Source organism: Staphylococcus caledonicus (assembly GCF_016238465.1).
In the GTDB taxonomy this organism is placed as follows: Bacteria; Bacillota; Bacilli; order Staphylococcales; family Staphylococcaceae; genus Staphylococcus; species Staphylococcus caledonicus.
Genome location: NZ_JABTXV010000001.1, coordinates 1,150,459 through 1,164,301 on the forward strand (window position 1 = coordinate 1,150,459; position 13,843 = coordinate 1,164,301).

At 33.0% G+C, this 13,843-nt stretch carries 10 protein-coding genes; 1 reads left to right on the plus strand and 9 read right to left on the minus strand.

From position 1 onward, the window contains the following. Positions 1-296 precede the first annotated feature (296 nt). From pnpS to HS848_RS05780, 4 genes are all read right to left on the minus strand, one after another. Positions 297-1,994 carry a two-component system histidine kinase PnpS gene (gene pnpS, locus HS848_RS05765; protein ID WP_198611557.1) on the minus strand — a complete coding sequence of 566 codons (1,698 nt, stop codon included), beginning with the start codon at positions 1,992-1,994 and terminating at the stop codon, positions 297-299. Beyond that, the gene (locus HS848_RS05770) at positions 1,994-2,704 is read right to left on the minus strand and encodes a response regulator transcription factor (RefSeq protein ID WP_198611558.1); all 711 of its coding nucleotides are present in this window, start codon (positions 2,702-2,704) and stop codon (positions 1,994-1,996) included. The genes pnpS and HS848_RS05770 overlap by 1 nt, the downstream gene beginning before the upstream one ends. 452 nt (positions 2,705-3,156) lie before the next feature. Then, positions 3,157-4,425: an NADP-dependent isocitrate dehydrogenase gene (gene icd / locus HS848_RS05775; RefSeq protein WP_198611559.1), complete on the minus strand. Its 1,269-nt coding sequence runs from the start codon at positions 4,423-4,425 to the stop codon at positions 3,157-3,159. Between the two features lie 53 nt (positions 4,426-4,478). Then, positions 4,479-5,597 carry a citrate synthase gene (locus tag HS848_RS05780; RefSeq protein WP_107508326.1) on the minus strand — a complete coding sequence of 373 codons (1,119 nt, stop codon included), beginning with the start codon at positions 5,595-5,597 and terminating at the stop codon, positions 4,479-4,481. A 350-nt stretch (positions 5,598-5,947) separates the two neighbouring features. On the opposite strand from HS848_RS05780, the gene HS848_RS05785 reads away from it, so the two are divergent. Continuing rightward, on the plus strand, positions 5,948-7,309 hold the full coding sequence (locus tag HS848_RS05785) for an amino acid permease (RefSeq protein WP_198611560.1): 1,362 nt from the start codon (positions 5,948-5,950) through the stop codon (positions 7,307-7,309). A gap of 286 nt (positions 7,310-7,595) precedes the next feature. Here the strand turns inward: HS848_RS05785 and pyk are convergent, their stop codons facing one another. The 5 genes from pyk to HS848_RS05810 all read right to left on the minus strand — a co-directional run bounded on the left by pyk (position 7,596) and on the right by HS848_RS05810 (position 13,819). Next, positions 7,596-9,356, minus strand: coding sequence for a pyruvate kinase (gene pyk / locus HS848_RS05790; protein ID WP_107508328.1), 1,761 nt, complete (start codon positions 9,354-9,356; stop codon positions 7,596-7,598). 18 nt (positions 9,357-9,374) lie between these two features. Continuing rightward, positions 9,375-10,343, minus strand: coding sequence for a 6-phosphofructokinase (gene pfkA, locus HS848_RS05795; RefSeq protein ID WP_107508329.1), 969 nt, complete (start codon positions 10,341-10,343; stop codon positions 9,375-9,377). Positions 10,344-10,514: 171 nt separating this feature from the next. Further along, positions 10,515-11,462 (minus strand): acetyl-CoA carboxylase carboxyltransferase subunit alpha, encoded by a 948-nt coding sequence (locus HS848_RS05800; RefSeq protein ID WP_107508330.1) that lies wholly within the window; start codon positions 11,460-11,462, stop codon positions 10,515-10,517. Continuing rightward, positions 11,455-12,321, minus strand: a complete 867-nt coding sequence (gene accD / locus HS848_RS05805) for an acetyl-CoA carboxylase, carboxyltransferase subunit beta (protein ID WP_198611561.1) — start codon at positions 12,319-12,321, stop codon at positions 11,455-11,457. Before accD ends, HS848_RS05800 begins: the two co-directional genes overlap by 8 nt. Positions 12,322-12,589: 268 nt before the next feature. After that, on the minus strand, positions 12,590-13,819 hold the full coding sequence (locus tag HS848_RS05810; protein ID WP_198611562.1) for an NAD(P)-dependent malic enzyme: 1,230 nt from the start codon (positions 13,817-13,819) through the stop codon (positions 12,590-12,592). Positions 13,820-13,843 lie beyond the last annotated feature (24 nt).

Below are 13,843 nucleotides of genomic sequence, written 5' to 3' on the forward strand. Positions count from 1 at the left end.
CAGATTGAATTTAACTATATTTTAGCATATTCCTGACGTCAGAACGAATGAATGATTTTCACTCTATAGCAGCGCAAAATAAAAACAGCCTAGTAAGTTAGGACTTTCATCGTTTCTTACTTAAGTCACCGATTAATGGCATCCAAAAGCACAAACTAATTACGTCCAACTCCTATGGCTGTATAGTGTATGAATAATTTCTTAGCGTATGAAAATGTAAATTTCGATTAAAAAATATATTTAAGAAAATACGTATTCTTTAAAATCACTTCTAATTTCCGTTTCTTCTATACCTTTTATTTTTTCTCATCTAAAATAGAAACTCTAAATAGCGAACCTTCTCCCGGCACACTTTCAACATTAATAGTACCGTTATGAGCTTCCACAATATGTTTCGTTATGGATAAACCTAAACCTGTACCACCTGAGTCACGGCTTCGTGCTTTGTCCACACGATAAAATCGTTCAAATATATGTTTTTGGCTTTCTTTATCAATACCTATGCCAAAATCTTCAATTTCTAAATTAACTTTTAACCCCTTACGATAAACCCTCACAATTACTTTATTATCTTCTAATGAATAGTTGATGGCATTCGATAACAAGTTTGTTATAACTTGAGCCATTTTATTCTCATGCGCTTCAATAATCACATCATTTTCGATATCTGATTCAATTACAATATTTTTATATCGAGCCTGATTTTGAAGGTTATCTATGGTAGTATAAGCCAATTCTGAAAGATTAACATATGATGTCTCTAGTTCTGTTTGTTGTTCAATATGTGATAAATCCAATAAATCCATAACTAATGATTCAATACGATTTGATTCTTTTAAAATGATGTTCAAGAACATGTCGAGTGATTGTTCATCATTCTTAGCTCCTTCAATCAATGTTTCAGCAAACCCTTTAATAGAAGTTATAGGTGTTTTAAGTTCATGTGACACATTTGCTACAAATTCTCGTCTCAAGTTTTCAAGTTTCTTAAGATTTGTAATATCATGCATCACGACAACCATGCCTTCTAAACGCTTTTTAGATTTACTTAATATAGGAACACATGAAACATCAAAGTACTTATGATGAACATCATTAATAAAGGTTTCAACTTGATCATACAAAGGTCTTTCAGTTCTAAAACTTTCTAAAATCAACTTTTGAATTTCGTTATCTAAGTATGAAGTATAATCTTTATTTTCAATTTTGCGATCAGGTTGGAAAACTTCGTAATATGCATGATTGGCTACTACTATCTCTCCATGTTTATCAATCATCAAAACCGAACTTGGAATATTTTCCAACGTCGTTCTTAAACGATTAGATTGAATTTTTTGTTTGTTATTTAATTTTTGTAACCGTCTAGCTAAATCATTTGTAGTAACAAATAACGCTTTCGTTTCTTTAACATTGCTTTCAGGTACGCGTACATGATAGTACCCATCTGCAATTAAAGATGTCGCATATGTCACTTCATTAATAGGTCGTATATATGTTCTGTTAATACTTCTTACAGCTAAATAAATAGCTAATAGTACAATGATGCCTATTAATGATAAATACTTCCACATGCTTTTTTGCAATTCTAGAATTTCAGTATTAATACCACTTATGTATATAGTTTTATTATTAATAGTAGTTTTGAAGGTATATCTTACTTGTCCATTTTCTTTATTGTAAATAATATTGGACGGATTAGCTTCATTACTAATATTTTTATTAAGTTTTTCTTGGTTTCCAACTTTATAAATAGTATTTTTATCTTTGGTAATTTTAACGATTAAATTTTGATTAGTAGAAATATTTTTTATTTCAGCATAATCGCGCTCTTTTTGAAGCGATAAAAACTTTTCCGAAATATGATTTAATTCCGCTACTTGAGTAGTAGATAAAATTTGATAAATTGTATGATGAATAATCGCGCCTAAACCAATAAAACTGATAATGGTAATCGTACTTAATAATAAGAGTAATCTATGGTGAAATTTGAGCATTAAGCCTTAGATCTTTCTAGCTTATATCCTAGACCACGCACAGTTTTAATCAATTTAGGTTGTTTAGGATTCTCTTCTAACTTATCTCTTAAATGACTGATATGTACATCGACTATTCGAGAATCTCCCGCAAACTCATAATTCCAAACAGAGTTAAGCATATGTTCTCTTGTTATTACACGTCCTTGTCTTTCAATTAAATAGAGTAATAACTCAAATTCTTTTGGAGTTAACTCTAACAATTCATCATTTTTATAGACTTCAAAGAATTCAGGTCGAATTCTAATGTTTTCAATAAAGATATCTTCCTCATCTACATCTTGTTTTTCAATTTCGCTTACAAATTTTGATCTTCTAAGTATCGCTTTCACTCTAGCGACAACTTCTCTAGGTGAAAATGGCTTAGTCATATAATCATCAGCACCTAGCTCTAATCCTAAGACACGGTCGAATTCATCATCTTTAGCCGTTAACATTAAAATTGGTACTAAATTTTTATCTGAGCGAATAGTCTTACAAACTTCTATTCCGTCTTTTTTCGGTAACATTACATCTAGAACAATAAGTTCTGGCTGTACTTCTTTCACTTTCTCTAAAGCTTCTTCCCCATCGTACGCAACTTCTACGATGTAACCAGCTGTTTCTAGGTTATATTTTAGTAAAGTTACTATTGATTGTTCGTCATCAACCACTAATACTTTTTGTGACATGATGTGCCTCCCTGATTAGAAATAACGTTTTCAAATTCATTATAACTGATGTTAAAAGAAAAATAACATACCACATATTAAATTTACATAAACTTAACAATTAATATAATATTTAGTATTTATAAAGAAATTATTTTTGCTTTCTTAAAGTTATATTAACAAATTTTTAATATTATTTATAACTTTTTGTAAGCGCTTTTTAAAAATAAGATAATTTCTATTATATCTTTAAAGAAATTAGCGTAAAGTTCAATGATAATTAATTGTTATGATTTATCCTTTTAACAAAAGAAATACAATAAGGGAGTGGTCTAAGCATTCATCTTATCGGTGTCCCAAAACACATATTATGAATGTATTAATCTCCTCAAAGACAGCTACTATCAAAATAAAAAGCTGAGCCATTCTTTGGCCCAGCCTTGTTCTATCATCTATTAATATTTAACAAATGCTTATTTTAAATTTTTAATTAATTCATCAGCAAATTCAGAAGTTGAAACTTCTTTCGCATCTTCCATTAATCTTGCAAAATCATAAGTTACAATTTTAGATGCAATTGTTGCTTCTATAGATTCTGTAATTTTATCAGCCGCTTCTTGCCAACCTAAATGTTCTAACATTAATACTGAGCTTAATAATTCAGATGAAGGATTTACTTTATTTAATCCAGTATATTTAGGAGCAGTACCATGTGTAGCTTCGAAAATAGCATGTCCAGTTTCATAGTTAATGTTTGCACCTGGAGCAATACCAATACCACCAACTTGAGCTGCTAAAGCGTCTGAGATGTAGTCACCGTTTAAGTTCATAGTAGCTACGACGTCGTGCTCATCAGGACGTGTTAAGATTTGTTGTAAGAAGATATCTGCAATTGAATCTTTGATAATAATTTTGCCGTCTTGTTCAGCTTTTTCTTGAGCTTTATTAGCTGCATCTTTACCATCTTGTTCAACAATTTCATCATATTGTTGCCATGTAAATACTTGATCAGCAAATTCATTATGCGCAATATCGTAACCCCATTGTTTAAATGAACCTTCAGTGAATTTCATGATATTACCTTTATGCACTAAAGTGACAGATTTACGATTATTGTCTAATGCGTATTGAATAGCTGCTCTTACTAAACGCTCTGTTCCTTCTTTAGAAACTGGTTTAATACCAATTCCTGAAGTTTCAGGGAAGCGAATATTTGTAGCACCCATTTCATTTTGTAAGAAATCAATTACTTTTTTAACTTCATCTGTTCCTTCTTTAAATTCAATACCAGCATAGATATCTTCAGTATTTTCACGGAAGATAACCATATCAACGTCTTGAGGACGTTTAACTGGTGAAGGTACACCTTTAAACCAACGTACTGGACGTAAGCATGTAAATAAATCTAATTCTTGACGTAACGCAACGTTAAGAGAACGAATTCCTCCACCGATTGGAGTAGTTAAAGGTCCTTTAATAGCTATTAAGTACTCTTTAATTGTTTCTAACGTTTCTTTAGGTAGCCATTCACCTGTTTCGTCATAAGCTTTTTGTCCTGCTAATACTTCTTTCCATTCGATACGTTTCTTTCCATTATAAGCTTTTTCTACTGCCGCATCGATAACACGACTAGTCGCTTTCCAAATGTCAGGTCCGATTCCATCGCCGATGATGAACGGAATAACAGGTTCGTTTGGTACATTTAAACCATCATTTACTCTAGTAATTTTTTCTGCTGACATATTATTAAACCTCCATAAATTATAAACTCTTATTTAAACTATTAATTAATATATTATCTTTCTTCAATAGGAAGATATTTACGTTCAGTTTCACCGATATATTTTGCACGTGGACGCATGATTCTGTTATCACGATATTGTTCTAAAATATGCGCTGTCCAACCAGATGTACGGCTTACCGCAAAAATTGGTGTAAATAAATCATGTGGAATATCCATACTATGGTAAACAGTTGCACTGAAGAAGTCTACGTTTGGAATTAACCCTTTTTCTTCATGCATACGTTTTTCAATAGCGATTGAGATATCATATAATTCACTTCTACCAGCTTCTTCAGTAATTTTACGGCTCATTTCACGTAAGTATTTCGCACGTGGGTCGCCATCTTTATATACACGATGTCCGAAGCCCATGATTTTTTCTTTATTTTTAATTTTTTTATCAAGATAAGCATCAACTTCATCAACTGATTTCACCTCAGCCAACATGTTCATTACTTGTTCATTTGCGCCACCATGTAATGGGCCTTTTAAAGAACCAACTGCTGCAACAATACCTGAATACATATCAGATAAAGAAGATACTGCACAACGAGCAGTAAAAGCTGAAGCATTAAGTTCATGATCAGCATGTAAGACTAAAGCTTTGTTGAACGCTTCTACTTGCGTATCTGTTGGTAATTCCCCTTTTAACATGTATAAGAAGTTTGCCGCATAACTTAATTCAGGATTAGGTTTAATTGGTTCTTTGCCTTCACGTACACGAGCAAATGCAGTAACAAGTGAAGCAATTTTAGCTTGGATTCGTACTGCTCTCTCGATACGATTTTCTTCAGTTTCATTTTCAGCGTCTGGATCGAAATGCGCAATATAAGAAACTGAAGTACGTAATGCCGTCATAGGATGTACATTATCTGTCGCATATTCTTCAAAGTGGTTATAAACTCTAGGATTTAAAGTCATATAATAATTTAATTTATCCTTTAAAGCATCTAATTCTTCTTGATTTGGTAGTCTATAATTCCATAATAAGAATATAACTTCTTCAAATAATGCATTTTCAGCTAAGTCATCAATATCATAGCCCGCATATGTTAATTGACTATCAACGATTGAGCTGATTTTTGTTTCTGCTGCAATTACCCCTTCTAAACCTTTTTGTAATTCTGCCATAAGCAATTCCCCTTTTCTTTTACTTAATGTAATGGCTTTCAATAACATTATAGCTAATTGAATTCGCTTTGTGAACGAATATATATTTTGATACAAGTACAACTAAGGTGTAATTTTATCTTTAAGTTTAATTGAAAATGTCTTCAAAGTAGCTATCTTAAAGCATTTTATTATAAAATAAATACCGTATTTTTATCATATATATTCAGAAATTCAAATTTTTTATCAATCATGATTACAAATTTTCAATCAAATATTAAGGGAATTTTTAGAAAAATTTTAAAAAATAATTGTCGAAATGAATATATAAGTGCATAATAAATATTAATTAAATGTAAGGGAGTTGTCTTATGGCTGAAGAAAAATTACAAAGAGGATTGAGTAATCGTCATGTGCAATTAATTGCAATTGGCGGCGCTATTGGTACTGGGTTATTCTTGGGAGCTGGGCAAACAATAGCAATGACTGGTCCATCTATTCTCCTAACTTATATTATTATAGGATTCATGTTGTTCATGTTTATGAGAGGACTCGGCGAGATTATCATTCAAAATACTCGCTTTAAATCTTTCGCAGACGTGACTAATGAATACATAGGACCATTTGCAGGGTTTGTGACAGGTTGGACTTATTGGTTATGTTGGATTATCACGGGTATGGCAGAAGTTACAGCAGTTGCTAAATATGTAAGCTTCTGGTTCCCTGCTATTCCAAACTGGATTAGCGCACTATTTTGTGTTTTAATTCTGATGTTATTTAACTTATTAAGTGCTAAGTTATTTGGTGAATTAGAATTCTGGTTTGCAATCATTAAAATCATTACAATTATTGCTCTTATAGTAGTTGGTGTAGTAATGGTACTATTCGCTTTCAAAACACAATTTGGTCATGCAAGCTTTACTAACCTATATAAACATGGCATTTTCGCTAACGGCGCTTCAGGATTCTTTATGTCATTCCAAATGGCACTGTTCTCATTCGTAGGTATCGAAATGATTGGTGTAACAGCCGGTGAAACGAAAGATCCTACAAAAACGATTCCAAAAGCAATCAACGCCGTGCCACTAAGAATATTAGTATTCTATGTAGGTGCATTAGCAGTTATCATGTCAATCATTCCATGGGATAAAGTTGATCCAACTGAAAGTCCATTCGTACGATTATTCTCATTAATCGGTATTCCTTTCGCAGCTGGATTGATTAACTTCGTAGTATTAACTGCTGCTGCTTCATCTTGTAATAGTGGTATTTTCTCTAATAGTCGTATGTTATTCGGTTTATCAGACAAAAAACAAGCTCCACCAATTTTTAGTAGTACTAACAAAAGTGGAGTGCCTCATATAGCTATTATTGTTTCATCAGCTCTATTACTTGTCACAGCGTTACTTAACTACATCTTCCCAGACGCGACATTAGTGTTCACATATGTAACAACAATTTCAACTGTATTATTTATTATAGTTTGGGCTTTAATTATTGTAGCCTATATCAACTATCACAGAAGAAATCCAGAGTTACATAAAACAGTATCTTACAAACTACCTGGTGGTAAATACATGGGATATGCAATCTTAGTATTCTTCATCTTCGTATTTTGTTTATTATTTGTAAACGAAACTACAAGAAATGCAATCTTTATTACACCAGTGTGGTTTATCTTCCTAGGATTAATGTATCTAAGATACAAACAAGTTACTAAGAAAGCAAAATAAAAGTCTTTATACTTCCTTCTCTTAAATAAGAGTTGGAAGTATTTTTTTTATGAAAAAATGAGATACGGTCAGAAATTCAATATAAATTCCAAATTTCTCTTACCCCTACCTTTCAAAGTTGATTAATAAGAGCCAATTAAAGTTGTGTATTCATACGTAATTACTTTAGCTAGCTTTTGGCATACAAAAAGCTAGGACACTTGTGATATAAGCGCCCTAGCTTCTACTTTGATAAATTATATTAAATTATCGAAATCTCTCTTTCTAATAAAACCCTTAAGGATTATTATAGTACGTTTGCATATCCTTCAAAGACTTTTCCATGAGCTGCATCAACTGTTACTAAGATATCATTTTTAAATTCTTTAGTAGCATGTTCAACGCCAATAATTGTTGGTATACCTTTTTCAAGACCAATAATAGCGCTAGGTGAAGTAATACCATTTTCTTCTGTAATTAAACCAACTGCTTTTTCAACATATGGTACTAATGTTTCATCAACAGAGTTAGTTACGATAATAGCATCACTTAAATCTTTACCTTCTAAGTCACTAGCATTTTTTGCTACTACAACTTTACCAACAACTGAGCCACGTCCAACACCTTGGCCTTTAGCGATTTCATCACCAACTAAATGTAATTTCATCATATTAGTTGTACCTTTTTCACCAGTTGGCACACCAGCAGTAATAATAATTAAATCACCGTTGCTAACTCTTTCAGTTTCCACTGCTGTTGCAACTGCATTATTTAAAAGATCATCAGTAGTTTTGCGACCTTTTTTAATTACTGGGTAAGCACCCCATACAAGTGCTAATTGACGTGCAGTATGTTCACTTGGAGTTACAGCAATAATGTCTGAATGTGGACGGTATTTAGAAATAGTAACTGCTGTTGAACCACTTTCTGTTGCTGCTACGATTGCTTTTACATTTAAATTTAAAGCTGTGTGAGCTACAGAAACACCAATAGCGTTAACTAATGAAGTTTCTACAAGTTTAGTGCGGTCAGATAATAATTTTTTATAATCTTGAGCCGCTTCAGCAGAAATAGCAATATTTCTCATTGTTTTAACCGCTTCTTCAGGATATAAACCTGCAGCTGTTTCACCTGATAACATAATTGCATCCGTACCATCATAAATTGCGTTAGCTACGTCACTTGCTTCTGCTCTAGTAGCACGTGGGTTACGTTGCATAGAGTCTAACATTTGAGTAGCAGTAATAACTGGTTTACCAAGTTTATTACATTTTCTAATTAAGTCTTTTTGAACGATTGGTACTGATTCTGGTGGAATTTCAACACCCATATCACCACGAGCTACCATTAAACCGTCAGATACTTCTAAAATCTCTTCGATGTTATCGATACCTTCTTGGTTTTCAATTTTAGGGAAAATCGTAATATTGCGATTATTTTCTCTTTCTAAAATTTCACGAATATCTAAAACGTCACTAGGACGACGTACGAAACTAGCAGCGATATAATCGATATCTTCTTTAATACCAAACATGATATCGTCAGCATCTTTATCAGTTATACCTGGTAAATTAACTTTTACGCCTGGTAAGTTAACACCTTTTTTATTTTTCAATTCGCCAGTATTTAAGATGTCACATTTAACTTCGCCATTAGCTTTATCAATTTCTTTAACTTGAAGTTCAACTAAACCATCGTCTAATAGGATGTAAGAACCAACTTGTACATCATTAATTAAGTCTTGATAAGTAACAGAGAATTTCTCAGGTGTACCTTCAACTTGTGACATACTTACTGTAACTTCATTACCTTTTTCAAGCATGATAATGCCATCTTTCATATCATGTGTACGAATTTCAGGTCCTTTAGTATCTAATAAAATACCAATTGTTTTACCTAATCTGTCAGCCACTTTACGAATTGTATCAATACGAGCTTTATGTTCTTCATGGCTGCCATGTGAAAAGTTTAAACGCGCTACGTTCATACCAGCTTTCATTAATTTTTCTAACATTTCTTCAGATTCTGATGCTGGTCCTATTGTACATACAATTTTAGTCTTTCTCATTTTAAAAAGCCTCCTAAATTAAATAGATAACTCTTTCGCTAATTCATAGATATCAGTGTTAAATTTATGTTTTTCGCTATTAAAAATTTCGTCAAACGGAGTAGCAGTAAGTTTGTTATTTTCAATACCAACGCCTTTACCAGTATGGCCTTGCATTAATAATTCTACAGCGTAACCTCCTAAACGTGAAGCTAAAACTCTATCAGCTCCTGAAGGGCTTCCTCCACGTTGAATGTGACCTAAAACTGATACACGTGCATCTACATTTATATATTTCATTAATTGATCTGCACATTCTTGGCCACTCATACTGCCTTCAGCTACCATAACGATTGAATGTTTCTTACCACGTTTGATACCTTTTTCAATCTTTTCAGCGATATCTTTAATATCCGTACTTGCTTCTGGAACTAGAATCGTTTCAGCGCCGACTGATAAACCTGCCCATAATGCTAGGTCTCCACAGTCTCTTCCCATTACTTCAACAATAAATGTTCTAGCGTGACTTGAAGCAGTGTCACGAATCTTGTCGACACTTTCAATAATAGTATTTAACGCTGTATCGAATCCAATGGTAAAATCAGTACCATTAATATCATTATCGATAGTACCTGGAATACCAATAGTTTGAATATTCTTTGTTTCTTCACTAATGCGTTGAGCGCCACGATAACTTCCGTCCCCTCCAACAACTACTAGACCTTCAATACCGCGTTTTTGTAAATTCTCGATACCTTTTTGTCTAACATCTGCCTCTTTGAATTGAGGACATCTAGCTGAGTAAAGGAACGTACCTCCCCGTTGAATCGTGTCTCCAACTGATCCCAACTCAAGTTTATGAATATTGTCATCTAACAATCCTTGATAGCCTTGATAGATTCCATAAACTTCAATATCGTTATAAATCGCTTTACGTACTACTGCTCTTACAGCAGCGTTCATACCTGGTGAATCTCCACCGCTTGTTAATACCGCAATTTTTTTCATGACGACATACCCTTCCTAACTAGAATTATCTTTAGTATTAAATTACCACAATTTTATTAGGTGTTCCATTAATATAGATAGAATATATTTATGTAAACGTTTTATATATTAAATTTAACTTATTCAATAGAAAAAAACTAGAAATCAAGGGGTAGATTTCTAGTCTCATAATTAAGATTCATTGAAAGAACCTATATTTCTAAATTTATTAAAACGAGTTTCTACAAGTTCATCACTACTTAAACGTTGTAACTCATTTAATTGTTTTACGAATGTAGCTTTAATGTCTTTAGCTTGTTGTTCCACGTTATTATGTGCTCCACCTAATGGCTCATTAATAACTTCATCAATCACTTCTAGTTGGTATAAATCTTTGGCAGTAATTTTCATCGTTTCGGCAGCCATTTTAGCTAACGTACTATCTTTCCATAATAAAGCAGCGGCACCTTCAGGTGAAATAACTGAATACGTACTATTTTCAAGCATATTTATTTTATTAGAAATACCAATACCTAGTGCACCACCACTACCGCCTTCACCGATGACAATAGTAATTACAGGTACTTTTAGTGAGGCCATCTCAACTAAATTTTTAGCAATCGATTCACTTTGGCCACGTTCTTCAGCAGCTTTACCTGGATACGCACCTTTAGTATCAATGAAAGTAATAATAGGACGATTAAATTTTTCAGCTTGTTTCATCAATCTCAACGCTTTACGATAACCTTCAGGATGTGCCATACCAAAGTTACGATAAATATTATCTTTAGTATCTTTTCCGCGTTGTTGACCTATTACAGTTACAGGAGTGCCGTCTAAATAAGCGATACCTCCAATCATTGCTGGATCATCTCTAAAGTTACGATCTCCATGCAATTCAATAAATGAGTCAAAGATGAAAGGAATATAATCTAAAGTGGTTGGTCTTTCTTGAAGACGCGCAATCTGGACTCTATCCCATGGCTTTAAGTTAGTATAAATCTTCTTAGTTTCTCTTTCTAAAGAGGCTTCTAATAAATCAATCTCATCTTGCAAATCAACATCATTTTTTTCTTGTGATTCTTTTAGCGATTCAATTTTATTTTTTATTTCAAAAAGTGGTTTTTCAAAATCAAGCATTAGGTTTCACCTCTTGATGCATTTTTAGAATTTGAGCAAGTGTCGTTTTCATTTCTTTACGATGGATGACTTTATCAAGTTGTCCATGCTCAAGTAAAAATTCTGCCGTTTGGAAATCATCTGGTAATTTTTCATTAATTGTTTGTTCAATAACTCTTCTTCCCGCAAAACCTATTAATGCTTTAGGTTCACTTAGGTTAATATCACCAACAGAAGCGAAACTAGCTGATACGCCTCCTGTAGTAGGATGAGTTAAATAAGAAATATATAATAGCCCGGCATCAGAATGACGTTTTAATGAAACACTTGTTTTTCCCATTTGCATTAAAGATATGATACCTTCTTGCATTCTAGCGCCACCACTAGCAGAGAATAAGATGAAAGGCAGACGATGTTCAGTACAATAATCAATAATTCGACAAATTTTTTCGCCAACAACTGATCCCATACTACCCATTCTGAAACGTGCGTCCATGACCGCAACGCCATATTTCAAACCGTCTAATTCAGCTGTACCAGTCACAACCGCTTCATTTAAATCTGTTTTCTTTTGATCTTTTTCGATTTTTTCTTGATATCCAGGAAAATCTAACGGATTAGCCGATGTCATACCTTTATCAAATTCTTTAAATGTATTTTCGTCTGAAATAGCTTCAATTCTTTTATAAGCTGGTAAAGCAATGTGATGATCGCAATTAAAGCACACATTTAAATTTTCAGAGAGCTCTTTGGTGTACATAATTTTTTTACATTTAGGACATTTAGTCATAATACCTGCTGGTACTTCATTCTGCTTAGAATCTTGTACAGTCAAATATTTCTTTTTCTTACTACTTCTATTAAAAAAGTCTTTAAACATTCGTAAACCTCCACATAACCTTTCAACATTCTAACGCTCTCTATAATAAAAAATCATTTCTATCGTGTTTTAAAAATATGAGAGAGAAATTATGTAAGTCAATTGACATCTGAGTTAGCACATTCACAGTTTTTACTTTTAAAAACAATGAACAGTTTCTAACAACTAAATGGCTACACATTTATCAACCAACGCTTCATAATTTCTCTATAAATATCTCAAAAGTTATTCTAATATTTAGAATGGTAGCGTTGAAAAGAGTTATAGATTATTTCAAATCAGTTAATTTCATTGTGCGATCGTATACATCTTGAGGGTCAACTTCAATTCGTGCTACGCCAGATTCCATAGCTGCTCTTGCTACTTCACGTGCAACTGAAGGAGCCACTCTTTTATCGAAAGGACCAGGGATACAATAGTCTGGATTTAATTCATCTTCTTGAATTAAATCTGCAATAGCTTCCACTGCTGCTTTCTTCATTTCTTCATTAATGTGAGTAGATTCAGTATCTAATGCACCTCTAAAGATACCTGGGAAGGCAAGAACATTATTAATTTGGTTAGGGAAATCAGAGCGGCCAGTTCCTACGACTTTAGCACCCGCTTCTTTAGCATCATCAGGCTTAATTTCAGGATCAGGGTTAGCCATAGCAAAGATAATTGCATCGTCAGCCATTGATTTTACCATCTCTTTAGATAATAAATCTGCAACTGAAACACCGATAAATACATCAGCGTCTTTAATCACATCTTTTAAAGAACCTTCAATCTTATCTTTATTTGTAAATTTAGCTACATATTCTTTTGTATCATTCATACCATATGAACGACCTTCAAATATAGCTCCTTTTGAATCACACATAATCATATTTCTAACGCCATATGCGTCTAATAATTTAACGATAGCAATTCCAGCAGCACCGGCACCGTTAAGTACGACTTTGATATCAGATAAATCTTTACCAACGATTCTTAAGGCGTTAATTAAACCTGCAGTTGTAACGATAGCTGTTCCATGTTGATCATCATGGAATACTGGAATATTCGTTTCTTTTTTCAATCTATCTTCTATTTCAAAGCATCGTGGTGCTGAAATATCTTCTAAATTAATACCGCCATAATTAGGTGAGATTAATTTCACAGTGTTAATAATTTCTTCAGTATCTTTAGTATCAAGTGCTATCGGCACACCATTTATACCAGCGAAACTTTTGAAGAGAACTGCTTTCCCTTCCATTACTGGAATACTTGCTGCTGCCCCAATATTACCTAAGCCTAATACTGCTGTTCCATCTGTAACGACTGCCACTGTATTTCTTTTAATAGTATAATCATATACTTTTCGAGGATCTTCATGTATTTCTTTACACGGTTCAGCTACACCTGGAGAATATGCTAAGCTTAATTCTTCTTTATTAGTTACTTTTACATTTGGTGTTACTTCTAATTTACCTTGATTTTCTTTATGCATTTGTAACGCATCATCTCTTAAAGACATCAAATCAACCCCTGATCATTTACT